The following is a 22,420-nucleotide window of genomic DNA, read 5'->3' as shown; positions in this document are numbered from 1 at the left end:
ATGATCAACCGGCCGGCTTCCTTGAGGAGCCGGCCGGGCGGTGCGGGCTGTCAGCGCTTGAGCAGGTCCAGGGCGACGTCGACGATCATGTCCTCCTGGCCGCCGACCATGCGGCGTTTGCCCAGTTCGACGAGGATGTCCACGGCCTTGATGCCGTACTTCGCCGAGGCCACCTCGGCGTGGCGCAGGAAGCTGGAGTAGACGCCGGCATAGCCCAGGGCGAGGGTCTCGCGGTCGCCCCGCACCGGGCGATCCTGCAGCGGGCGCACCAGGTCATCGGCGGCGTCCATCAGCGCGTAGAGGTCGGTGCCGTGGTTCCAGCCGAGCTTGTCCGCCGCGGCGATGAACACCTCCAGCGGCGCGTTGCCGGCGCCGGCGCCCATGCCCGCGAGGCTGGCGTCGATGCGGTCGCAGCCCTCCTCCACCGCGGCGATGGAGTTGGCCACGCCAAGGCTCAGGTTGTGGTGCGCGTGGATGCCGGTCTCGGTTTCGGCCTTGAGCACCGACTTCACCGCCCGGAAGCGCGCGCGGATGTCGTCCATGTTCATCGCCCCGCCCGAATCCACCACGTAGATGCAGGTGGCGCCGTAGCTTTCCATCAGCTTGGCCTGGCCGGCGAGGCCCTCGGGCGTCTGCATGTGGCTCATCATCAGAAAGCCGACGGTGTCCATGCCCAGCTCGCGGGCGTACTCGATGTGCTGCCGGGACACATCCGCCTCGGTGCAATGGGTCGCCACGCGGACCACCCGCGCGCCGGCGTTGTAGGCGGCCTTCAGGTCATGGATGGTGCCGATGCCCGGCAACAGCAGCGTGGCGATCTTCGCGTGCTTGACCACATCGGCGGCCGCTTCGATCCACTCGAGGTCCGTGTGGGCGCCGAAGCCGTAGTTGAACGACGAACCTTGCAGGCCGTCGCCATGGGCTACTTCGATGGAGTCGACTTTCGCCAGGTCCAGCGCGGCGGCGATGGCGCGCACGTCCTCCAGCGAGTACTGGTGGCGGATGGCGTGCATGCCGTCACGCAGGGTGACGTCGGAGATATAGAGTTTCTTGCTCATGCCGAGGCTCCCATCGCCTGCGCCATGCGCTCGGCAGTGGTCAGCGCGGCGGAGGTCATGATGTCGAGGTTGCCGGCGTAGGCCGGCAGGTAGTGGGCGGCGCCTTCGACTTCGAGGAACACCGAGGTCTTCAGGCCGGAGAAACGACCGTGGCCGGGGATGTTCAGGTCGCGCACGTCGTCGAACTGCACCTTCTGCTTGAGGCGATAGCCCGGCACGTAGGCCTGCACCGCGGCGGCCATTTCCTCGATGGAGGCTTCCACCTTGGCGCGGTCCACCGACTCGCTGAGCACGTAGACGGTGTCGCGCATGATCAGCGGCGGCTCGGCCGGGTTGAGGACGATGATCGCCTTGCCCTTGGCCGCGCCGCCGATCACTTCGATGGCCTTGCTGGTGGTCTCGGTGAATTCGTCGATGTTGGCGCGGGTGCCAGGGCCGGCGGACTTGCTGGCGATGGAGGCGACGATCTCGGCGTAGTGCACCTTGGCGACGCGGGACACCGCGGCGACCATCGGGATGGTCGCCTGGCCGCCGCAGGTCACCATGTTCACGTTCAGCGCGCCCAGGTGCTGCTCCAGGTTGACCACCGGCACGCAGTACGGGCCGATGGCCGCCGGGGTCAGGTCGATCATGCGCAGGCCGGGCTTGTGGCGACGCAGCAGGGCGTCGTTCTTCACGTGGGCGGAGGCGGAGGTGGCGTCGAAGACGAAATCGATCTCCGCGAAGACCGGCAGGCGGGTCAGGCCCTCCACGCCTTCATGGGTGGTCGCCACGCCCAGGCGCGCGGCACGCGCCAGGCCGTCGGAGGCCGGGTCGATGCCGACCATCGCGGCCATTTCCAGGTGCTGCGCATGGCGCAGGATCTTGATCATCAGGTCGGTGCCGATGTTGCCGGAACCCACGATGGCGACTTTGCGTCGGGTACTCATGCTCAGCTCACTCACGTCGGGAGAAGGGCGGCGTCGGGCGCCGCGCGGTAGAAGTAGGTGGACACGCTGCCGATGCCTTCGATGGTGGCGCTGAAGCGATCGCCGGCCTTGGCCGGGACCATCGGGCCGAGGGCGCCGGTCAGCACCAGGTCGCCGGCCCGCAGCGGGGTGCCCAGCGCGGCCATCTTGCGCGCCAGCCACACCGCCGCATTGAGCGGGTGGCCCAGGCATTCGCGACCGCGCCCGGCGGACACTTCCTCGCCGTCCAGGGTCATGCGCATGGCGCAGTCGAGCAGGTCCAGGCCGTCCAGCCGGCGCGCCGGCCCGCCCAGCACGTAGGCGCCGCAGGAGGCGTTGTCGGCGACGGTATCGACGAAGCGGATGTTCCAGTCGCGGATGCGGCTGCCGACGATTTCCAGCGCCGGCAGCACCCAGTCCACCGCCGCGCAGAGTTCGTCGAAGGTGGTGTCGGCATGGGGCAGATCACGGCCCAGGACCAGGGCGATTTCCGCCTCGACCTTGGGCTGCATCACCTGCTCGATGGCGATGCCCTGCTGGTCGCCGTAGCACATGTCGGCGAACAGCGTGCCGAAGTCCGGCTGGTCCACGCCCAGCTGGGCCTGAACCTTGGGGTTGGTCAGGCCGATCTTGCGGCCGACCACGCGGCGCCCGGCGGCTTGCCAGTGCTCGACGTTGAGCTGCTGGATGGCATAGGCGGCCTCGCCGTTGCCCAGGCCCAGCGTGTCGCGCAGCGGCTCGATGGCCTCGCCGTGCTGCTGCGCCTGGCGCAACGCGGCGGCCAGGCGTTGGAGCGTGTCGTGGGACAGACTCATGGAGTACCTCGGGAGTCAGTGGCGAAGAAAATCCAGCACCAGGCGGTTGAAGGCGGCGGCGTGCTCCCACTGCGCCCAGTGGCCACAGTTGTTGAACACGTGCAGCGTGGAGTTCGGGATGCCGGCCAACAGGCGCAGCCCGGCGTCCATCGGCACGAAACGGTCGTTGCGGCCCCAGACGATCAGGGTCTGCGCGCGGATTTCGCCCAGGCGCGGGCCGAAGTCGGGGAACTGCTTCGGGTTGGCGGCCAGGCTGGCGACGAAGTTCTCCAGGTGGTCACGGCGCGCGAGCATGTTGTCCAGGCGGGTCTGGAACAGTTCCTCGGTCAGCTCGCTGGGGTCGAAGACGAAGACGTTCATCATCTTCTTCAGGTTGTCGATGGTCGGCTCGCGGTACAGGCCGTTGAGCAGCTTGATGCCCTCGGTGGGCATCGGCACGAACGGGCTGGCGCCGCCGGTGCCGCCCCCCATCAACACCAGCTTGCCGACCCGCTCGGGGTAGGTCAGGGCGAAGGCCACGGCGCTATGCCCACCCATGGAGTTGCCGATCAGGTGCACGCGGTCCAGCTCCAGGGCATCGACCAGGCCCTTGAGCGCGGTGGCGTTGAGGTCCGAACGCGAGCCCTTGCAGACGATGGGATCGCTTTTGCTCCAGCCGGGGCAGTCGAGCAGGATCACCCGGTAACCGGCCTCGAGCAGCGGCTCCAGGTTGCGGTTGAAGTTGGCCCAGCCACTGGCGCCGGGACCGGAGCCGTGCAGCATGACCACGGTCTGTGCGCCCTGGCCCAGGTCGTTGTAGTGCAGTTGCAGGTCCAGCTCGCCCTCGCGGATGCGGACGAAACGGCTGCTGGCGGATTCGCTGAGTACTTGGCTCATGGCATCACTCCTGGGCGGCGACACGGCGGAACGCGCCGTTCATGTAGAGCAGCGGCTCACCCGCCGCGGGCGCCTCGCTGGCCAGCACTTCGCAGAGGAAGGCGTTGTGCGTGCTTTCGTCGTAGACCTTCACCACCCGGCAATCGAAGTTCGCCAGGGCGCCGTCGAGTACCGGCGAACCGGTCACCCGCTCACTCCATTGCCCGTGCTCGAAACGGGCGGGGCCGAAGACCCCCTCGACCATCCCGGCGAAGACCCGCGCCATGTGCTCCTGGTCCTCGGCGAGCACGTTGATGCACAACGCGCCGCTCTCCAGGATCGCCTCGCTGGCGGCGACCTTCTTGTTCACCAGCACCACCATGCGCGGCGGTTCCACGGTGACCGAGCAGACCGCCGTGGCGGTCAGGCCCACCGGGCCCTGGGCGGTGCGCGCGGTGATGATCGACACGCCGGAGGCGAAGTGGCGCATGCCGGCGCGCTGCACATCCGCACCGACCATCGGCAGCGTGCTCAGCTCGGCGTTCCAGTCCCAGTCCAGGCGTTGGTTGATGGCTGTATTCATCACGTTCACCTCGCCGTCACACGCGCACGCCGAACGGGTTGCCCGCCGGCAGCGGATTGCCCAGCAGCTGCCCGCCCAGCAGATCGCCGATGTTGTCCTGGTTCTGGGTGATGTGGTTGGCACCCACGAGGATGTCGCGCAGCTGGCGCTGCATCGGGTTGTTCAGCCAGACACCGCGGGTGGAGGTCTTCTTGAAGATCATGTGCGCGGCATCGAAGCACTCGCCGCCGGTGAACTGGTTGGTGGCGAAGTGACGTACTCGGACCGGCAGCGGCACCAGCTGACCTTGCGAGGTGTAGCTCCAGGCCTCCTCGGTGTTGTGCAGGATGCGCGTGGCGGCGCCGAGGATCTTGGCGTGGGCCTCGCCCAGGCGAGCCTTGATGAACGGATCGTTGACCGCGGCGCCCACCGCCTGGTTGAGGTTCTGCCGCGGCACCATGTGCTCGATGTAGAGGTCGGCCATGCCGCGGGCCATGCCCACGATCACCGACGACACCGCGGCGTAGAACACGTAGAAGAACGGCATCTTGTAGAGGTTCTCGACCTGCCCGTGGGTTTGCTCGCCATAGGCGGCGATGACGTGGCAGCGGTAGCTGGGCACGAAGGCTTCGCGCACCACCAGCTTCTTGCTGCCGGTGCCGGCCAGGCCGACCACGTGCCAGTCGTCGACGATCTCGAAGTCCTCGGCCTGCACCCAGAAGGAGCGGAACACCATCTCGCCGTTCTCCATCACCCGGCCGCCGAGGAAGGCGCCGCCGGCGGCATGGTCGCAGCCGCTGGAGGTCAGCCATTCGCCCTTGAGCACATAGCCGCCGTCGACCGCCGTGACGGTGCCGAACGGCGCGTAGGACGACGACACCAGGCGGGTGTCGTCCTGGCCCCACAACTCATCGCCGCAGCGCGGGTCGAGCAGCCCCAGCTCGAAGGGGTGCACGCCCAGCACCATGACGTTCCAGGCGCTGGACGGGCAGCCGCGGGCCAGTTCCATCAGCACCTTGTTCAGCACGTTGGGGCTCATCTGGTAGCCGCCCCAGCGGCGCGGCTGGAGGATGCGGAAGAAACCGGCATCGTGGAACGCCTGGATGGTGTCGCGCGGCACCATGCGCGCTTTTTCCACGGCATCGGCTTTCTCGCGCAGCCAGGGGATCATCGCTTCGGCGCGGGCGACCAGTTCGGCTTCGGTAGGCATCGGGGTAGGCATGAGGGTCATTCAAATTCTCCTTCGGTGACGCAATGTCGTCAGGGCAACTGGCTCAGCACAGGTCGGCGCTGAGCACGCCATAGCCGGTGATCCATGGGTTGATTGGCCGGTAGTAGTCGCAGCGCGCGCGATAGGGGCCGATGGCCGCGAGGGCGGAACAGGCCGCCACCCAGGTGCGCACTTCGTGGGTCGAGCGGCCGGCGATGCGCGAGATGTCGTCGATGTTGAAGTCGTCGACCTCGGCCAGGCGGCCCTCGACCAGCAGTTGCATGAAGGCGCGGTCCCATTCGGCGTTCAGCGGCGTCAGGGCGCTCTGCTCGGTGCCGTAGATCTGCCCGGCGGCCAAGGTGCGCGCCTGGCGCGCGGCCCGCGCCTCCGGCGTGGGGTTGCGCCCGCAGATGAGGAATTCGCTGATCGCCGGTTCCGCGCCCGCCAGCAGCGGCACGGGCGGCTCGTGGGACAGACCGCCGGTGCCGAGGATCAGCACGCGCTTGTTCAGCCCCGCGACGAAGCGGCCGACGGCCTCGCCGAGCTTGCGGATGCGGCGATACGGACAGAACGGCGGGGCCACCGAGTTGATGATGATCGGGATGACCGGGTAGCGGGTCAGGCTGCCGGTGGTTTCTTCCAGCGTCTGGGTGCACCCGTGGTCGACCTGCAGGCGGTGCGACAGCGCAATGTCGATGTCCTGGTCGAGGACGTAGCGGGTCAGTTGCAGCGCCAGGTCTGAGGGGATCGACAGCGGCCCGGGCAGGGTCTTGTAGTCGGCCACCGACTCCGCCGCCGTGGCGATCACGAAGGGCGGCATCAGGTCGTAGAACAGGCCGTTGTAGTGATCGGGGGCGAAGATGACGATCAGCTCGGGATCGAACGCCTCGACCTCGGCGCGGGCCTGGGCGAGTACCGCGGCCACTTCCGCGTCGATCTCGGGGCCGGGGCTGTTCAGCCCGCGCAGCGGGGTGTGCGACAGGCACTTCAGGTGTATAGCCATGAGAATTCCCTTGCTTCGGAGATATCCGGCCCGCACCTGGGGAGCAGTTCCGGATCGGGCGCTGCCGACGGCTGTGCGTGGCGGCCTGACTCCTGATGGTTGTTGTTCGAATCTGCCGGGGACCGATTCTAGGGTTGGCTTTTCGAAGGCCTCAAAAACTATCTGCACCTGCGTGCACTGCATGCACTTGATTGATTTATAAGGATTTTTATTCATCAAACGCCGCGACAAAAAAGCGCGTAAGCGGCTCTATGGCGAGACTTCTGAAGGATTTTTCCGGTAACCCGGAAGGGAAGACGGGGGTGGACGGATGGGCCTGTGGCGAGGGGAAAAAGCGTGCTTGAATGCCCCCAAGAACAATACGGACAAGCCAGCCCATGCTGCCCAACCGACGAGATACCGAATACAAGAACGTCCGCGGCCTTGCCCGCGGCATGCAGGTGCTCAACACCCTCAATCGCCTCGATGGCGGCGCCACGCCGACGCAACTGGCCGAGCTCACCGGCCTGCACCGGACCACCGTGCGACGCCTGCTGGAGACTCTCCAGGACGAGGGCTACGTGCGCCGCAGCGAGTCCGACGACAGCTTCCGCCTGTGCCTGAAGGTGCGCGAACTCAGCGAGGGTTTCCGCAACGAACAGTGGATATCCGAACTGGCCGCGCCGCTGCTGGCCGACCTGCTGCACGAGGTGGTCTGGCCGACCGATCTGTGCACGCTGGACGTCGACGCCATGGTGGTGCGCGAAACCACCCACCGTTTCAGCCGCCTGTCCTTCCATCGCTCGATGGTCGGGCGCCGCCTGCCCATGCTGCTGACCGCCACCGGGCTGGCCTACCTCGCCTTCTGCCCCGAGACCGAGCGGCGCTGCATCCTCGAACTGCTGGCCAGCCGACGCGACGAGGAGAACACCCTGGCGCGCGAGCCGCTGGCGCTCGACAACCTGCTGCGCAAGACACGCAACCGTGGCTACGGCGAGAACTACATGAACTGGAACAAGGAGGAGCGCATCGCCTCGATCGCCGTCCCGGTCCATGGCCAGGGGCGCGTGCTGGGCTGCATCAACCTGGTCTACGTGGCCAAGGCGATGACCATCGAGCAGGCGGCGGCGCGCTACCTGCCGGCCCTGCGCCGCACCGCCGGGCAGATCGAGCAGGCCATCAGCCTGCCGGGCAACCAGCTCGCGCGGGAATTCGGCCCGGGCGGCGACACGCTGCTGCCGGCCACCGGTGCGGAGCCGGGCAGGCCCTGCGAACCCGGCGTGCCGCGCTGAGCGCAACGGGCCAACGCGGCGCGGGATGACGGGCAAGCGCTGATTCCTGCACAGCGGGCTGGGCGCTGTGGGCGGCAGTTGCTATACAGACAGCGATCACCGCCCACCATGGAAGGCCCGATGAACCTCTGGCAGCGCGACCTCAGCCACTCCCCCTACGCCGATGCGGTACGCGCCGAGCAGTTCGACGTGCTGCGGCGCAACTCGCCGTTCTCCATCATCGCCGCCTATCTGGTGGCCGGACTGACCACCTGGGTGCTCAGCGACGCCCAACCGCTGACAGCGCTGCTCGCCTGGTTCGCCGCGCAGACCCTGCTGGGCGCCCTGCGCCTGTGGCTGCTGCGCCGCTACGACCAGTTGCAGGACGGCGACGCCGTGGCCAGGCGGCGCTGGCTGATCCAGGTGATGCTCACCACCGGCCTGTCCGGGCTGCTCTGGGGCTTGCCCGCCGCCTACTGGGTCACGGTGCTCCCAGCGTCATTGCAGATGTACGTGGTGGTGGTCCTGCTCGGCCTGGGCACCGGCGTGATGAACGCCTACAGCATCGTCCTGCCGCTGTTCTACCTGTTCATCGCGCCAGCGTTCACCCTGCCCTTCGCCAGCCTGCTGGTGCTGTTGCCCGACGCGCTGAGCAAGACCCTCGGCGCGGCGGCGCTGGTCTATGCCGTCACCATCTGCGCCTTCGCCTACCGCTTCCACGCCACCCTGGTGGACTCGTTGCTGCTGCGCTTCGAAAACATCGAGCTGCTGCAGAAACTGAGCATCGAGAAGGAAGCCGCCGAGCGCAGCGACCAGGCCAAGACACGCTTCCTCGCCTCCGCCAGCCATGACCTGCGCCAGCCCACCTACGCCCTGGGCCTGTACCTGGGCGCGCTGCAGAAGCGGCCGCTGGACGACGCCAGCCGCAACCTGGTCGAGCACATATCCCGCGCGCTGGCGGCGCAGGGTTCGCTGTTCGACGCGCTGCTGAACATCTCGCGGCTGGATGCCGGCATCGTCCAGCCCAACCTGCAGGCCTTCTCCCTGGCCGAGCTGCTGGAGCGCATCGCCGAAGACTGCAACGTGCAGGCGGCCGACAAGGGCCTGCGGCTGCGCGTGCGCGCCGGCGCGCCCTTCGTGACCTCCGACCCGGCGCTGCTGGAGCGCATCCTGCGCAACCTGGTGGAAAACGCCCTTCGCTACACCGAGCGCGGCGGCGTGCTGATCGGCTGGCGGCGCCGGGGCCGGCGGGTGCGGGTGGAAGTCTGGGACAGCGGCCCGGGAATTCCCGCCGCCGAGCGGCAGAAGGTGTTCTGGGAATTCCACCAGCTGAACAACCCCGAACGCGACCGCAGCAAGGGCCTCGGCCTCGGGCTGGCCATCGTCCAGCGCACCGCCAGGCTGCTCGACCATCCGCTGGCGTTGCACTCGCGCGAGGGCCGCGGCAGCGTCTTCATGCTCAGCCTGCCCCGCGCCACTGCCCAGCAACCGCGCGCGCCCGAGCCCGCCGTGCCGCGCACCGCGGTGGGCAGCAACAAGCTGATCTACGTGATCGAGGACGACGCGGAAAACCGCGAGGGCCTGCGCCTGCTGTTCCAGAGCTGGGACTACCGCCACCGCATCGTCGCCGACGTCGCCGACCTGCTCGAGGACCTGGCCGCGGCGCGGGAGAAACCCGACCTGATCATCAGCGACTACCGCCTGCGCGACCACCAGACCGGGCTCGACGCCATCGAGCGCCTGCACCGCCACTACGACGACGACTGGATCGCCGCCATGCTGGTCACCGGCGACACCGACCCACGCCTGCTCGCCCAGGCCGCCGCCCACGGCTGGCCGCTGCTGCACAAACCGCTGGCGGCCGAGCAGTTGAAGGCGCTGATCGATGAACAGTTGAGCGAGCTGGAGCCGGAGGAGCGCTGAAACTCCAGAATACTCCGTGCTCGAAAGACCCTCACCCTAACCCTCTCCCAGGGAGAGAGGGGACCGTTCCGTGCAGGAGGGCACCCGGGTATCAGCCGGTACGCATTGCCCCCTCTCCCTCCGGGAGAGGGCTGGGGTGAGGGGGGGCAGCAGCACGGGTTTCACGGGATGAAAACAGGGCCAGACTACCGCCGATACAGATGCGCGTGCCCCACGCTGTACAGCGACGAATCGGCAAAGCCCTCCGCGCCCAGCACCCTGCCCACCAGGATCAGCGCCGTGCGCTTGAAACCCTTGGCCTCGGCCCTGGGCAGGATGTCGCCGAGGGTGCCGGTGACCTGGTCCTGGTCCGGCCAGCTGGCGCGGTGGATCACCGCGACGGGGCAATCGGCGCCGTAGTGCGGCAGCAGCTCGGCGACGATGTTCGACAACTGTCCCACGCCCAGGTGGATGGCCAGGGTCGCGCGGTGCTGCGCCAGCTCGGCCAGCGACTCGCCCTCGGGCATGCGCGTGCGGCTGGCGTAGCGCGTGAGGATCAGTGTCTGGGAAATATCCGGCAGGGTCAGCTCGCACCCCAGGATCGCCGCGCAGGCCGAGGTGGCGGTGACGCCGGGGATGATCTCGTAGGCGATGCCGCGGGCCCGCAGGTGGCGGATCTGCTCGCCGATGGCGCCATACAGCGAAGGGTCGCCGGAATGCACCCGCGCCACGTCCTTGCCCTCGGCGTCAGCCTGCGCCAGCAGCGCGACGATCTCGTCCAGGTTCAGCTCGGCGGTGTTCACCACGCGCTCGGCGCGATGCCCTTCCAGCACGGCCGGCGGCACCAGCGAACCGGCGTAGAGGATCACCGGGCAGCAGCGGATCAGCCGCTGGCCCTTCACCGTGATGAGTTCCGGGTCGCCCGGGCCGGCGCCGATGAAATAGACCGTCATGGCTGCTCCTGTGCGGATTCGACGGGAATGAAGGCCAGCGCGCAGGTGGCCTGCTCGCTGCGCCGCTTGCCCACCAGCAGGCGGGCCGGTGCGCCGGCCTGGGCCTCGGCCTGCAACAGCGCGGCGGCTTCGGCCACGCTGGCCGTGCCGGTGGCGGCGCGTACGCTGTCGGAAGGGTCGCCCAGGCGCGCTTCGCAGGCCGCCAGCTGCTGTGGCGTGAACAGCACCAGCGGCAGGTCAAGGGCCGCCGCCAGGGCGCTGAGCCCCGCTTCGTCGGCCTTCAGCGTGGCGCTGGCCAGGGCAGTGAGCATCGACTCGTCGAGCCCCGCCTCGGCCAGCGTGGCCTGCAGCAACGCGCGCAGTTCATCGAGCGGGCAGCCACGGCGGCAACCGAGGCCGGCAACCAGCGTCATGGTCGCTCTCCTTGAAGATGACAATAAAAACCCCGCAGCGGCCGGGCCGGCTGCGGGGTCGAGCATAGCCCCCGGATCAGGCCTGCGGCGTGAATCGGCGGAACAGCCAGGCGGCGACCAGCCCCAGCGCCACCCAGAACACCGCGTTGGTGACCAGCGAGGCGAGGATGAACTCGTGGGCCAGGCTTTCCGGCGCGAGGCTGGAGTGCACCTCCGGTTGCGGCGCGCCGATCACGTGCGGCACCACCAGCAAGGCCAGGCCAACGCTGCGCAGCGCCCAGTGGCGGCCGAACACCAGCAGAGCGAGGCCGGCGGCGGTGGCAGCGGCAGTGCCGATCCACCAGGTCTGCCGCAGGCTCAGGTCGGCGGCGGCGGTGCCGGGGACTTCCGGAGGCAGGCCGAGGGACGGCGCCAGGGTGAACACCGCAAAGCCGGCCAGGCCCCAGAACAGGCCCTCGGACGTCTTGCCCGGCTCGCGCAGGGTGAACAGGCCGGCCAGCATCAGCGCAAAGCCCACCGCGACCACCAGGTTGCCGCCGGTGGTGGAGAGGATGCGCTGCCAGCCGTCTTCCGGCTCCCAGGCTTGCGAATCATGGTGATGGTCGGCGACGGCACCTTCAGCGTGCTCGTGGCTGTGCTCGGCCATTGCCACCGGTTCGGACTTTTCGTAGGTCTCCGCCTTGAGGATCAGCGGGGACACCCACAGCAGCTGGACCACGGTCAGCACCAGCGCCGCGATCAGACCGGCGAAACCGGCGGTCTGGGCGATACGTTTGATCATTCGCTCTTTCCTTCTTTCTTCTGCGAGCCATCGAATCGAGCGAGCTAGAGCCAGTCAAGGCGGAGGATCGCCGGGGACGCGCAGTGGACTGCTGTCCATGAGCAGTCCACGGCGATTTTCCAGCGCAGCCCGGCCGACGCGCAGCCGATTGAACTCAGAACCGCGTCAGTGGCAGGGGAAGCCCGCACTATGACGGGTATCGTGGGCGGCGTTGTGCACCGCTTCCAGATGCGAGAAGCCGGCGAAATACACCAGCAGCGCACCGAGCAGGCTGGCGCCGATGGCCAGGCTGATGCGCTTGGAAAGGGGGATGGAAGTGCTCGACGCCTGTTGCGCCAGGATGCTGCTGGACATGAACGTTCCCTCTGAAACTTGAGTAGAGAACGCAGAGGTTGAACGCATTCGAACGCGCCGGATCGGTCGCGCCACGGCCTGCGCCCGCCCACCGCGGGTTTGCCAAAAACGAAGGATTCCAGGCCGGTCTCCGGGCTTGCGATGACAGCCGGCTGGCTGGGCGGGTCAGCCTTCCCATGCGCGAGCACAGTGGCTACCGATGACCCTTCATTCGCTTACCGTTGCGGGGGCAGCGCCGGACTGGTCCTTGCGGACGCACCGGCTTCCCGTTTCACCTCGCGCGCGTCGGCGCGAGACACCTGGAACCGCGCTAGCTGACCACGACCGCCCGGCAGCGTCAACCACGGCCGAACCGATCCCCGGCGATTGACCGCCCCGCTCACGCTGCGTAGCCTTCCTCCCTTCGAGGTTCTCCGGCGCTGGCCGGAGCTAAGAGGGAACGTGGAAATCTTCGGATGCGCCACGGCTGCCCCCGCAACTGTGAACAGCCTGTTCTTTCACACGCCACTGCCGACCACGGCGGGAAGGCGAAGGAACACGACAGGGCTGTGAGCCAGGAGACCTGCCTCGTGACTGGTTTTCGATCTGCTGCGCGTCGGCCATGCTGCGTGGGAGGATCGTCGTGGACTGCTCATTGACTACAGTCAACTCCGCGTCCCCGACGACCCTCCGCCTTGCCTGGCTCTAGCTCGCGAGATCCGGAACCGGTTCGTTATGAACAGACAACCGGGCGGGGTGATCCGGTGGCGACCTTCGTTGCGCGGCGAACCCGCGCGCGCGCCCTTCATCCGCCTTCCAACTCCCGCTTGCGAGGCGCGCATGAAAACCCTGGCCAAACTCCCCGTCACCATCGTCACCGGCTTCCTCGGCGCCGGCAAAACCACGCTGCTCCGCCACATGCTGGACAACGCCGAAGGCCGCCGCATCGCGGTGATCGTCAACGAATTCGGCGAGCTGGGTATCGACGGCGACATCCTCAAGCAGTGCTCCATCGGCTGCAGCGAAGAAGAGGCGGTCGGCCGCGTCTTCGAGCTGGCCAACGGCTGCCTGTGCTGCACCGTGCAGGAAGAATTCTTCCCGGTGATGCGCGAGCTGGTGGCACGTCGTGGCGACCTCGACCAGATCCTCATCGAGACCTCGGGCCTGGCCCTGCCCAAGCCGCTGGTGCAGGCCTTCCAGTGGCCGGAAATCCGCAACGCCTGCACCGTCGACGCGGTGATCACCGTGGTCGACAGCCCGGCCGTGGCCGCCGGCACCTTCGCCGCCCACCCCGAGCAGGTGGACCAGCAGCGCCAGCAGGACCCGAACCTGGACCACGAATCGCCGCTGCACGAGCTCTTCGAGGACCAGTTGGCGAGTGCCGACCTGGTGGTACTGAACAAGGCCGACCTGCTGGATGCCGAGGCGCTGGCCCGCGTGCGCGCCGAAGTCGCCGAGGAGCTGCCGCCGGCGGTGAAGATCGTCGAAGCCAACTCCGGCCAGCTGCCGCTCTCCGTGCTGCTGGGCCTGAACGCCGAGGCCGAGCTGCACATCGACAGCCGCCCCACTCACCACGACCACGAAGGCCATGAAGACCACGACCACGACGAGTTCGACTCCTTCCACGTCGACCTGCCGGAAGTGGAAGAGCGTGCCCTGCTCGATGCGCTGAGCGCGCTGGTCGAGCGTCACGCCATCCTGCGCATCAAGGGCTTCGTCGCCATTCCCGGCAAGCCCATGCGCCTCCTGGTACAGGGCGTCGGCAAGCGCTTCGACAAACACTTCGACCGCGCCTGGCGCAGTGATGAGCCCCGCGGCACGCGCCTGGTGGTGATCGGCCAGGAGCTGGATCAGGCCGTCATCGCCAACGAGCTGCGTACCGCCCTGACTTGATGACGTCGTAGGGTGGCGTGGAGCGCAGCGATACCCACCGCCAATGATGGTTATCGCTGCGCTCCACCCATCCTACGACCGTGCAATCCCCCTGTAGGAGCGAGCTTGCTCGCGAACCGCAGCCCCGCTGCGGAGGTTTGTTCGCGAGCAAGCTCGCTCCTACGAAAAACCGAAAACCGAGCAAGCCTCATGCACCTGCTGCGCACCCAACCCGGCGGCTTCGTCCCCGACGACGGCATCGCCCACCTGGCCCAGACGCCCGCCGAGCTGGTGATCCTCTGCAGCGGCGACTCGCACCTGGCGCTGCTCGCCGAGGCCGCACGCGCGCTGCCGGAGGACTACCCGAGCCTGCGCCTGGCCAACCCCATGCAGTTGCAGAACCACGCCTCGGTGGACCTCTACGTCGACGAGGTGCTGCAGCACGCGAAGGTCATCCTGATCTCGGTGCACGGTGGCGTCGGCTACTGGCGCTACGGCATGGAGCAATTGGCGGCGCTGGCCGAGCGCGGCGCCACGCTGATCGCGGTGCCGGGCGACGACAAGCCCGACCCGGAACTCAGCGCGCTGTGCAGCGTCGCGCCGCAGGATGCCGAGCGCCTCTGGCAGTACCTGCGCCAGGGCGGCATGGACAACGCACGGCAGTTCTTCGCCTGCCTGGCCGACCGACACCTGCAACGCGACTATGCGTGGAGCGAACCCCGGACGCTGCCGCGCGTGGCGGTCTATCACCCGCACGTCGGCAGCTGCGACCTCGCCCGCTGGCAGGCGGACTGGAACCCCGCCTGCCCGGTCGCCGCGCTGCTGTTCTATCGCACCCACCTGCAGGCAGCGAACACCGGCTTCATCGACACCTTCTGCGAACGCCTGCAGGCCCAGGGCATCAACCCGCTGCCCATCGCCGTGGCCAGCCTCAAGGAAGCCGCCTGCCTGGACGCGGTGGAAACCCTGCTCGACAGCGCGGACGCCGAGCTGATCATCAACACCACCGGCTTCGCCCAGTCGAACCCGGAGGCGCCGCAGGACCGGCCGTTCAGGCGCGACGTGCCGGTGCTGCAAGCCATCTGCTCGCTGGACAACCACGACCTCTGGCGCGCCAACCCACAAGGCCTCGGCCCGCGCGACCTGGCCATGCACATCGCGCTGCCGGAGCTGGACGGTCGCCTCATCACCCGGCCGATCAGCTTCAAGGGCCTGGCCTGGCGCAGCGAGCGCAGCCAGAGCGACGTGGTCTGCTACCTGCCGCACCTACCGGGCATGGACTTCACCGCCGAACTGGCGCGACGCTGGATGCTGCTCTCGCGCAAGGCCAACGCCGACAAGCGCGTGGCGCTGATCCTGGCCAATTACCCGACCCGCGACGGGCGCATCGGCAACGGTGTCGGCCTCGACACGCCGGCCGCCGCGCTGAACATCCTGCGCGCGCTGGAGGCGCAGGGCTACCCGGTCGCCGGCCTGCCCGATTCCGGCACCGCGCTGATCCAGCAACTGCTCGGCGGCGTCAGCAACGACCTCGACAGCCTCGACCTGCGCCCCTGCGCGCAGAGCCTGGCGCTGGACGACTACCTAGCCTGCTTCGCGCGCTTGCCCGAAGCCAACCAGCAGGCCGTGCGCGAACGCTGGGGCGAGCCGCAGCAGGACCCGATGTTCCGCAGCGGGCGGATGATGGTCGCCGGCCTGCGTTTCGGCCTCGGCTTCGTCGGCATCCAGCCGGCGCGTGGCTACCAGCTCGACGCGGCGGCGATCTACCACGACCCGTCGCTGGTGCCGCCCCACGGCTACCTCGCCTTCTACTTCTGGCTGCGCGAGGTGTTCGGCGCCGACGCGGTGGTCCACGTCGGCAAGCATGGCAACCTCGAATGGCTGCCGGGCAAGGGCGTCGGGCTCTCCGAGGAATGCTGGCCGGACGCGATCCTCGGCCCGCTGCCGAACCTCTACCCGTTCATCGTCAACGACCCGGGCGAAGGCGCGCAGGCCAAGCGCCGCGCCCAGGCGGTGATCATCGACCACCTGATGCCGCCGCTGACCCGCGCGGAAAACTACGGCCCGCTGCGCGACCTCGAACGCCTGGCCGACGAGTACTACGACGCCTCCCTGCTCGACCCGCGCCGCGCCAGCGAACTGCGCGGCGACATCCTCATGCTGGTGCGCGACACCGCACTGGACCGCGAGCTGGGCCTGCAACTGAGCGACGACCCGGAAAGCTGGTTGCCGCAGCTGGACGCCTACCTGTGCGACCTCAAGGAATCGCAGATTCGCGACGGCCTGCATGTGTTCGGCGAGTCGCCCGTGGGCGAATTGCGCCGCGATACGCTGCTTTCCCTGGTGCGCATCCCGCGTGGTGATGGACGCGGCGGCAATGCCAGCCTGCTGCGCGCGCTGAGCGAAGACCTGCAGTTGGGCCGCGACCCGCTGGATGAAGCCTTCGCCGAGGCCTGGGAGGGCCCGCGCCCGGACGTGCTGCTCGCCGTCAGCGACGAGCCGTGGCGCAGCAACGGCGACACCCGCGAACGCCTGGAACTGTTCGCCCTGCGCCTGATCGACGGCCATGCCAGCGCCCCCGGTAACGCCAGCGCGGCGGTCCTCGCCCACCTGCACCAGCAGATCGCGCCGACCCTGGATGCCTGCGGCGCCAGCGAAATCGGTCACCTGCTCGCCGGCCTCGACGGCCGCTTCGTCCCACCCGGCCCCAGCGGCGCGCCCAGTCGCGGGCGGCTGGACGTGCTGCCCACCGGTCGCAACTTCTTCACCGTGGATGTGCGCAACCTGCCCACACCCACCGCCTTCCGCCTCGGCTTCCAGTCCGCCAGCCGGCTGCTCGAACGCCACCTGCAGGACCACGGCGACCACCTGCGCCAGCTCGGCCTGTCGGTGTGGGGCACGGCGACCATGCGCACCGGCGGCGATGACATTGCGCAAGCGCTGGCGCTGCTCGGCGTGCGCCCGGTGTGGCAGGCCGGCAGCCAGCGCGTGGAAGACTTCGAGATCCTGCCGGTCAGCCTGCTCGACCGCCCGCGGGTGGACGTGACGCTGCGCGTCTCGGGCTTCTTCCGCGATGCCTTCGCCAACCTGATCCGCCTGTTCGACGCCGCCGTGCAAGCGGTCGCCGCCCTGGATGAGCCGGACGACCTGAACCCGCTGGCCGCACGCGTGCGCGCCGATCAGGCACGCCTGCAAGCCGAGGGACTGCAGCGTGATGACGCCCGCCGCCAGGCCGGCTGGCGCATCTTCGGCGCCCAGCCCGGCGCCTACGGCGCTGGCGTGCAGGGCGTGATCGAATCGCGCCAGTGGGACAGCCGCGCCGACCTCGCGGAGGCCTACCTGAACTGGGGCGGCTACGCCTACGGCGCCAGCGACGACGGCACGCCGGCGCGCGAGCGCTTCGCCCAGCGCCTGTCCGGCCTGCAGGCGGTGCTGCACAACCAGGACAACCGTGAGCACGACATCCTCGATTCCAACGACTACTACCAGTTCCAGGGCGGCATGCTCGCCGCCGCCGAGGTCATCCAGGGACAGCCGCTCGCCAGCTACCACGGCGACCACAGCCAGCCGGACAACCCGCGCATCCGCACCCTGAAGGAAGAACTCGGCCGCGTGGTGCGCGCCCGCGCGGTGAACCCCAAATGGATCGCCGGCATGAAGCGCCACGGCTACAAGGGCGCCTTCGAACTGGCCGCGACGGTGGACTACCTGTTCGCCTTCGACGCCACCAGCGAACTGGTGGACGACCACCAGTACCGCCTGCTGGCCGACGCCTACCTGCTGGACGACGACACCCGCGAGTTCATCCGCCAGCACAACCCTGAGGCCCTGCGCGACATCGCCGAACGCCTGGTGGAGGCGCAGCAGCGCGGGTTGTGGGAAGAGCCGGGGGAGTACCGGGAGACGCTGGAAAACCTGCTGGTGGACAGCGAGGAGCAGTGAGGGGGTTCGCGCTTGCGTAGGAGCGGACTCCGTCCGCGATGGCATCCGGCGCGATGCAAACCTATCGCGGACAAAGTCCGCTCCTACACCAGGTCCGCACTCAGCGCCCCGGGTGGGGTTGTGTGTAGGAGCGAGCTTGCTCGCGAACCCGGCCAGCTTCGGTACTGCCGGGAAACTTGTTCGCGAGCAAGCTCGCTCCTACAGGAAAAGCATCAGCCCCGGCGCAGGCGCTCCGCCGTGTTCAGCAGCAGCGCCTCGGTGCCGCTCCAGCCCAGGCAGCCGTCGGTGATCGAGACACCGTAGCGCAGCTCGCCAGACAGCGGCTGGCACCCGTCGAACAGGTGACTTTCCAGCATCACGCCGCGCAGCGAGGCATCGCCGGCCAGGCGCTGGTCGAGCACGCTGGCCAGCACCGCCGGCTGGCGCAGCGGGTCCTTGCCGCTGTTGGCGTGGCTGCAGTCCACCATGATGCTCGGCTCGAGCCCCAGCTTCTCCAGCCCCTGGCGGATCTGCTGCACGCTGGCCGCATCGAAGTTCGGCCCGGCGTGGCCGCCGCGCAGCACCAGATGGGTGTCCGGGTTGCCCTGGGTCTGCACCAGCGACGGGCGCCCCAGCGCATCGATGCCGAAGTGCTGGTGCGGGTGCGCCGCCGAGCGCATGGCGTCGGTGGCGATGCCGATGCTGCCGTCGGTGCCGTTCTTGAAGCCCACCGGCAGGTCGAGGCCGCTGACCATCTCGCGATGCACCTGGGATTCACTGGTGCGCGCGCCGATGGCGGCCCAGCCCAGCAGGTCGTCGAAGTAGCCGGCCACCAGGGGTTGCAGCAGTTCGGTGGCGATCGGCAGGCCGCGTTCGAGCATGCCCAGCATCAGCCGGCGCGACAGCTCCAGGCCACCGGCCATGTCGCCGCTGCCGTCGAGCTGCGGGTCGTAGACCAGGCCTTTCCAGCCGACGGTCGTGCGCGGCTTCTCGACGTAGGCGCGCATCACCAGCAGCAGCTGGTCGCTCACCTGCGGCGCCAGTTCGACGAGGCGGTCGGCGTATTCGAGGGCGGAAACGGGGTCGTGCAACGAGCAGGGGCCGATCACCACCAGCAGGCGCGGGTCGCGGCCATCGAGGACGGCGCGGATCGCCTCGCGGCCTTCGCGCACGCGATGGGCCATGGCGGCGGACAGGGGCAGGTGCTGGCGCAGTTGGGCGGGGCTCGGCAGCGGTTGTTCGCGGCGGCGGGCGGAAGGCAGCGGCAGGTCGAGGACTTCGGCGGTGGCTGCGTGTTCGGGGCGGATCAGGGCGGAGGTGGAAGCGTTCATCTGACTGGCATCCTTGGCCGGCGCGGTGGTTTTTCCGCGCTCGGCGCTCTATCTAAGTGTTCGTGGCAAGGCTCGTTGGGTGGCGCGCAGCGCGCTGCTAAATCGCCAGTCGGAGTTGCGGTAATAGCGGTAATAGGTGGTGTTCATGTGTCGATCCTCTGTCCGGGCGTTTTGGCCCGATTCAATTGGGTGGCGATGCGTTGGCCTTGTGGGCCGGAAAAACAAAAACCCCGGTCGGGTTGCCGACCGGGGTTTGAAGAATCTGTCTGGTTGGCGACCCTGCTTGCTAGGGCGCCTGTGGGGTATCAGGCGCGCCGTTGGCTAAACCAATACCCATAGAAGAAATAGCCGGCAGCAGCAGCCAGAACCTGCACGCGAGCAGCGACGGAGCCAATGGCACCGAGGCGGGCGAGGGACTGAATGGACAGGCTGGACGGCATGATGTTCTCCGTGGACGTGGGGCCAAGGTACTGCATCGCGCAGCGCCGATCAATGACTTGAAGCTATCGATCCGATGGAGACGGGTCGCACCTCCTACGCCCGGTTCGCTACCATGCACGGACGAAATCCGCAGGACATCCCCATGAGCGCCCTTCTCCATTTCCCACTGGCTGCCGTCGTCGGTGCCGATGAGCTGAAGCTGGCCCTGTGCCTGGCCGCCATCGACCCCGCCATTGGCGGCGTGCTGATCGAAGGGCCGCGCGGCATGGCCAAGTCCACCCTGGCGCGCGGCGTGGCCGACCTGCTGGACGGCGGGCGCTTCGTCACTCTGCCGTTGGGTGCCAGCGAGGAACGCATCGTCGGCACCCTCGACCTGGACGCGGCGCTGGGCGAAGGCCGCGCGCAGTTCTCCCCCGGCGTGCTGGCCCACGCCCACGGCGGCGTGCTCTATGTGGATGAGGTGAACCTGCTGCCCGACCACCTCGTCGACCTGCTGCTCGACGTGGCCGCCAGCGGGGTCAACCTGATCGAGCGCGACGGCCTGTCCCACAGCCACCCGGCGCGCTTCGTGCTGATCGGCACCATGAACCCCGAGGAAGGCGAGCTACGCCCGCAGCTGCTGGACCGCTTCGGCCTCAAGGTGCAATTGGAAGGCGCGCCCGCGCCGACCGCGCGCGCCGAGATCGTCCGCCGCCGCCTGGCCTTCGATGCCGATCCGCAGGCGTTCCTGGCGCACTGGCAGGGCGCGCAACTGGCCCTGCAACAGCGCTGCGCTGACGCGCGCCAGCACCTGGCTGCGATCCCCCTGGACGACGCCGCGCTGGAGACCATTGCACAGCGCTGCCACGCCGCCGGCGTCGACGGTCTGCGCGCGGACCTGGTCTGGCTGCGCGCCGCCCGTGCCCATGCCGCCTGGCGTGGCGCCAGCGCCATCGAGGCGCAGGACATCGATGCCGTGGAGCACTTCGCCCTCGCCCACCGCCGCCGCCATGCGCCGTCCCAACCGACCACGCCGCCGCAGTCCGCTTCCAGCCAGCCGCACGCACCGTCCTCTGCCTCCAACGGCGAAGGCCACTGGGGCGAACTGCCCGCGCAGAGCGTGGCCATGGGGGAGCGCCGGCAATTGACGGGCTGGCCAAAAAAGCCCTGAGCATCCGCCCGCGCCCGGCCCCAGGCGCGGATGCCACCCCCCGACCCGGCCAGCTCGCCGGCGGCCGCAGCGGCGCCCGCCAAGCGGGCGCGCACGGCCGCATCGACTGGCCCGCTACCCTGCGCAACGGCCGCCCGCAACGGCGCGCCGACCTGGTATTGCGCGCGCGCAGCCGCACGCCCGGCGAGCTCTGGCTGGTGATCGTCGACGCCTCTGCCAGCACCCGCCGCCACGGCGCCCTGGCCCAGGCCAAGGGCCTGCTCGCCGACACCTTCGAACAGGCCTACCGGCAGCGCGCGCGCCTCGCCGTGCTGCACGCCACCGGCGCGCAACCGCGCTGGTTGTGGCAAGGCCAGAAGGCTTCTGGCCAGCTGCAGCAATGGCTGGCACAACTCGGCGCCGGCGGTGGCACCCCGCTGATCGAAGCCCTCGGGCAAGCCCGCGAATGGCTGGACCAGCGCCAGCGCCAAAAGCCGGCCGAACACCAGCGCCTGCTGGTGCTGACCGATGGCCGCCTGCGCGACTGGCCGACGCTGCAGCCGCTGAACTGCCCGACGGTGCTGGTGGATATCGAAGGCGGCGGCGTGCGACTGGGCAGGGCCAGGAAGCTGGCGGTAGAGCTTGAGGCGGACTATCGGCCGATCAGCGAGCTTTCAGCGAAAACTCGCTGAAAGCTCCCTCACCCTAACCCTCTCCCGGAGGGAGAGGGGACTGCCCCGAGCGATTCATCTACCCCGAACAAGCCGGCTGACGTCCATAAAAACACGTTACGCCGAACGTCCCCCTCCCCCCTTGGGGAGACGACTGCATGGAGGCAGGAGATAGAGCAACGCTGGATGCCAAAGCCGAGGGCTGGGGTGAGGGGTTGATGCGTCAGGGCATTGCCTCAAGGCTCCCCATTGCGCCCATGCACCTGGAACCCCGGGCGCTCGCTCAGCCGCTCGTAGTAGGCCGCCACCGCCGGCAGCTCCGGGCGCTGCATGGGCGTCAGGTACCAGCGGTTCACCGACAGGCCGAGTACCACATCGGCGAGGCTGAAGCAGGCGCCGGCGACGAAGGCACCGGTGCGCTCCAGCTGCCGATCCAGCAGCGCCATGCAGTGATTCCACTGCGCCTCGCTCAAGGCGATGGCGGATTCGTCGGTGTGGCTCGGGCTGTTGCGCACCCGGGCCATGAATGCGTAGCGCCAGGCAGTGTTCAGTTCGGTGGCCTGCCAGCCCATCCACTGCTCCACCAATGCCCGCTCGCGCGGTGCGGTGGGCAGCAACTCGTCCAGCGGGTACTGGGTGGCGAGGTAGCCGCAGATGGCATTGGACTCCCAGAGCACGAAGTCGCCGTCGATCAGCACCGGCACCATCGCATTGGGATTGAGCGCGATGAATTCCGCCGAGGCGGTGGAACGAAAACCCGTGCCCCAGTCTTCCCGTTCGTAGGGCAGGTTCAGCTCGGCGCAGGTCCAGAGGACCTTGCGCACGTTGATGGATGAAGCGCGGCCGAGGATTCGCAGCATTGGTGTCACTCCCTGTGAAAACCGGGGCCCAGCTTAGAGGCCAGCGGGGCGCCGGAAAAGCATCGCGACAACGTTCGTAGGATCGAGGGGGACGCCGAGTTCGTGCTCGCGAA

Annotated in this window: 20 protein-coding genes and 2 riboswitches; of the genes, 6 read left to right on the top strand and 14 right to left on the bottom strand. The window is 68.6% G+C overall.

Annotated features, from left to right (window positions below):
- Positions 1-50 precede the first annotated feature (50 nt).
- The 7 genes from mhpE to N0B71_RS11780 are packed head-to-tail and all read right to left on the bottom strand — an operon-like array spanning position 51 to position 6,450.
- Positions 51-1,058 carry a 4-hydroxy-2-oxovalerate aldolase gene (gene mhpE / locus N0B71_RS11810; RefSeq protein ID WP_259759060.1) on the bottom strand — a complete coding sequence of 336 codons (1,008 nt, stop codon included), beginning with the start codon at positions 1,056-1,058 and terminating at the stop codon, positions 51-53.
- Positions 1,055-1,987, bottom strand: coding sequence for an acetaldehyde dehydrogenase (acetylating) (locus N0B71_RS11805; protein WP_259759059.1), 933 nt, complete (start codon positions 1,985-1,987; stop codon positions 1,055-1,057). Before N0B71_RS11805 ends, mhpE begins: the two co-directional genes overlap by 4 nt.
- An 11-nt stretch (positions 1,988-1,998) precedes the next feature.
- Entirely contained in the window at positions 1,999-2,820 is an 822-nt protein-coding gene (mhpD, locus tag N0B71_RS11800; RefSeq protein ID WP_259759058.1) for a 2-keto-4-pentenoate hydratase, read from the bottom strand.
- 15 nt (positions 2,821-2,835) lie between these two features.
- Positions 2,836-3,696, bottom strand: a complete 861-nt coding sequence (locus tag N0B71_RS11795) for an alpha/beta fold hydrolase (RefSeq protein WP_259759057.1) — start codon at positions 3,694-3,696, stop codon at positions 2,836-2,838.
- Positions 3,697-3,700: 4 nt separating this feature from the next.
- On the bottom strand, positions 3,701-4,258 hold the full coding sequence (locus N0B71_RS11790; protein WP_259759056.1) for a flavin reductase family protein: 558 nt from the start codon (positions 4,256-4,258) through the stop codon (positions 3,701-3,703).
- 16 nt (positions 4,259-4,274) lie between these two features.
- Complete coding sequence (locus N0B71_RS11785) at positions 4,275-5,468, bottom strand: acyl-CoA dehydrogenase family protein (protein WP_259759055.1); 1,194 nt, start codon at positions 5,466-5,468, stop codon at positions 4,275-4,277.
- Positions 5,469-5,511: 43 nt separating this feature from the next.
- Positions 5,512-6,450: a 3-carboxyethylcatechol 2,3-dioxygenase gene (locus N0B71_RS11780; protein ID WP_259759054.1), complete on the bottom strand. Its 939-nt coding sequence runs from the start codon at positions 6,448-6,450 to the stop codon at positions 5,512-5,514.
- A 380-nt stretch (positions 6,451-6,830) separates the two neighbouring features.
- Between N0B71_RS11780 and N0B71_RS11775 the strand changes: the two genes are divergently transcribed.
- On the top strand, positions 6,831-7,721 hold the full coding sequence (locus tag N0B71_RS11775) for a DNA-binding transcriptional regulator (RefSeq protein WP_259759535.1): 891 nt from the start codon (positions 6,831-6,833) through the stop codon (positions 7,719-7,721).
- Positions 7,722-7,841: 120 nt separating this feature from the next.
- The gene (locus tag N0B71_RS11770; protein ID WP_259759053.1) at positions 7,842-9,623 is read left to right on the top strand and encodes an ATP-binding response regulator; all 1,782 of its coding nucleotides are present in this window, start codon (positions 7,842-7,844) and stop codon (positions 9,621-9,623) included.
- A 185-nt stretch (positions 9,624-9,808) separates the two neighbouring features.
- Here the strand turns inward: N0B71_RS11770 and cobM are convergent, their stop codons facing one another.
- From cobM to N0B71_RS11750, 4 genes are all read right to left on the bottom strand, one after another.
- On the bottom strand, positions 9,809-10,555 hold the full coding sequence (cobM, locus tag N0B71_RS11765) for a precorrin-4 C(11)-methyltransferase (protein ID WP_259759052.1): 747 nt from the start codon (positions 10,553-10,555) through the stop codon (positions 9,809-9,811).
- Complete coding sequence (locus N0B71_RS11760; RefSeq protein ID WP_259759051.1) at positions 10,552-10,968, bottom strand: cobalamin biosynthesis protein; 417 nt, start codon at positions 10,966-10,968, stop codon at positions 10,552-10,554. Before N0B71_RS11760 ends, cobM begins: the two co-directional genes overlap by 4 nt.
- 76 nt (positions 10,969-11,044) lie before the next feature.
- Complete coding sequence (locus N0B71_RS11755) at positions 11,045-11,749, bottom strand: CbtA family protein (RefSeq protein ID WP_259759050.1); 705 nt, start codon at positions 11,747-11,749, stop codon at positions 11,045-11,047.
- A gap of 165 nt (positions 11,750-11,914) precedes the next feature.
- Positions 11,915-12,103 carry a CbtB-domain containing protein gene (locus tag N0B71_RS11750; protein WP_259759049.1) on the bottom strand — a complete coding sequence of 63 codons (189 nt, stop codon included), beginning with the start codon at positions 12,101-12,103 and terminating at the stop codon, positions 11,915-11,917.
- A gap of 104 nt (positions 12,104-12,207) precedes the next feature.
- A riboswitch (cobalamin riboswitch) is annotated at positions 12,208-12,421 on the bottom strand.
- A gap of 71 nt (positions 12,422-12,492) precedes the next feature.
- Positions 12,493-12,687: riboswitch (cobalamin riboswitch) on the top strand.
- Positions 12,688-12,922: 235 nt separating this feature from the next.
- On the opposite strand from N0B71_RS11750, the gene cobW reads away from it, so the two are divergent.
- The gene (cobW, locus tag N0B71_RS11745) at positions 12,923-13,975 is read left to right on the top strand and encodes a cobalamin biosynthesis protein CobW (protein ID WP_259759048.1); all 1,053 of its coding nucleotides are present in this window, start codon (positions 12,923-12,925) and stop codon (positions 13,973-13,975) included.
- Positions 13,976-14,164: 189 nt separating this feature from the next.
- On the top strand, positions 14,165-17,896 hold the full coding sequence (cobN, locus tag N0B71_RS11740) for a cobaltochelatase subunit CobN (protein WP_259759047.1): 3,732 nt from the start codon (positions 14,165-14,167) through the stop codon (positions 17,894-17,896).
- A gap of 212 nt (positions 17,897-18,108) precedes the next feature.
- On the opposite strand, the gene N0B71_RS11735 is transcribed toward cobN, so the two are convergent.
- Together N0B71_RS11735 and N0B71_RS11730 are read right to left on the bottom strand one after the other, a co-directional pair.
- On the bottom strand, positions 18,109-19,206 hold the full coding sequence (locus tag N0B71_RS11735; RefSeq protein WP_259759046.1) for a 3-deoxy-7-phosphoheptulonate synthase: 1,098 nt from the start codon (positions 19,204-19,206) through the stop codon (positions 18,109-18,111).
- A gap of 305 nt (positions 19,207-19,511) precedes the next feature.
- Positions 19,512-19,646, bottom strand: a complete 135-nt coding sequence (locus N0B71_RS11730) for a hypothetical protein (protein ID WP_259759045.1) — start codon at positions 19,644-19,646, stop codon at positions 19,512-19,514.
- A gap of 143 nt (positions 19,647-19,789) precedes the next feature.
- Between N0B71_RS11730 and N0B71_RS11725 the strand changes: the two genes are divergently transcribed.
- Both N0B71_RS11725 and N0B71_RS11720 read left to right on the top strand, forming a co-directional pair.
- Positions 19,790-20,797 (top strand): ATP-binding protein, encoded by a 1,008-nt coding sequence (locus N0B71_RS11725; RefSeq protein WP_259759044.1) that lies wholly within the window; start codon positions 19,790-19,792, stop codon positions 20,795-20,797.
- Complete coding sequence (locus tag N0B71_RS11720) at positions 20,779-21,468, top strand: vWA domain-containing protein (protein WP_259759534.1); 690 nt, start codon at positions 20,779-20,781, stop codon at positions 21,466-21,468. The genes N0B71_RS11725 and N0B71_RS11720 overlap by 19 nt, the downstream gene beginning before the upstream one ends.
- Positions 21,469-21,683: 215 nt before the next feature.
- Here N0B71_RS11720 and N0B71_RS11715 read toward each other — a convergent pair whose 3' ends face one another.
- Entirely contained in the window at positions 21,684-22,307 is a 624-nt protein-coding gene (locus N0B71_RS11715; RefSeq protein WP_259759043.1) for a glutathione S-transferase family protein, read from the bottom strand.
- Between the last annotated feature and the right edge of the window lie 113 nt (positions 22,308-22,420).

It is taken from the genome of Pseudomonas sp. GCEP-101 (assembly GCF_025133575.1).
GTDB lineage: Bacteria > Pseudomonadota > Gammaproteobacteria > Pseudomonadales > Pseudomonadaceae > Pseudomonas > Pseudomonas nitroreducens_B.
This window is presented reverse-complemented; position numbering and strand designations above follow the sequence as displayed.

Bases quoted from the DNA above. Each gene is read 5' to 3' on its own strand.
- mhpE (WP_259759060.1), bottom strand. From the start codon at position 1,058: ATGAGCAAGAAACTCTATATCTCCGACGTCACCCTGCGTGACGGCATG.
- N0B71_RS11805 (WP_259759059.1), bottom strand. From the start codon at position 1,987: ATGAGTACCCGACGCAAAGTCGCCATCGTGGGTTCCGGCAACATCGGC.
- mhpD (WP_259759058.1), bottom strand. From the start codon at position 2,820: ATGAGTCTGTCCCACGACACGCTCCAACGCCTGGCCGCCGCGTTGCGC.
- N0B71_RS11795 (WP_259759057.1), bottom strand. From the start codon at position 3,696: ATGAGCCAAGTACTCAGCGAATCCGCCAGCAGCCGTTTCGTCCGCATC.
- N0B71_RS11790 (WP_259759056.1), bottom strand. From the start codon at position 4,258: ATGAATACAGCCATCAACCAACGCCTGGACTGGGACTGGAACGCCGAG.
- N0B71_RS11785 (WP_259759055.1), bottom strand. From the start codon at position 5,468: ATGACCCTCATGCCTACCCCGATGCCTACCGAAGCCGAACTGGTCGCC.
- N0B71_RS11780 (WP_259759054.1), bottom strand. From the start codon at position 6,450: ATGGCTATACACCTGAAGTGCCTGTCGCACACCCCGCTGCGCGGGCTG.
- N0B71_RS11770 (WP_259759053.1), top strand. From the start codon at position 7,842: ATGAACCTCTGGCAGCGCGACCTCAGCCACTCCCCCTACGCCGATGCG.
- cobM (WP_259759052.1), bottom strand. From the start codon at position 10,555: ATGACGGTCTATTTCATCGGCGCCGGCCCGGGCGACCCGGAACTCATC.
- N0B71_RS11760 (WP_259759051.1), bottom strand. From the start codon at position 10,968: ATGACGCTGGTTGCCGGCCTCGGTTGCCGCCGTGGCTGCCCGCTCGAT.
- N0B71_RS11755 (WP_259759050.1), bottom strand. From the start codon at position 11,749: ATGATCAAACGTATCGCCCAGACCGCCGGTTTCGCCGGTCTGATCGCG.
- N0B71_RS11750 (WP_259759049.1), bottom strand. From the start codon at position 12,103: ATGTCCAGCAGCATCCTGGCGCAACAGGCGTCGAGCACTTCCATCCCC.
- cobW (WP_259759048.1), top strand. From the start codon at position 12,923: ATGAAAACCCTGGCCAAACTCCCCGTCACCATCGTCACCGGCTTCCTC.
- cobN (WP_259759047.1), top strand. From the start codon at position 14,165: ATGCACCTGCTGCGCACCCAACCCGGCGGCTTCGTCCCCGACGACGGC.
- N0B71_RS11735 (WP_259759046.1), bottom strand. From the start codon at position 19,206: ATGAACGCTTCCACCTCCGCCCTGATCCGCCCCGAACACGCAGCCACC.
- N0B71_RS11730 (WP_259759045.1), bottom strand. From the start codon at position 19,646: ATGCCGTCCAGCCTGTCCATTCAGTCCCTCGCCCGCCTCGGTGCCATT.
- N0B71_RS11725 (WP_259759044.1), top strand. From the start codon at position 19,790: ATGAGCGCCCTTCTCCATTTCCCACTGGCTGCCGTCGTCGGTGCCGAT.
- N0B71_RS11715 (WP_259759043.1), bottom strand. From the start codon at position 22,307: ATGCTGCGAATCCTCGGCCGCGCTTCATCCATCAACGTGCGCAAGGTC.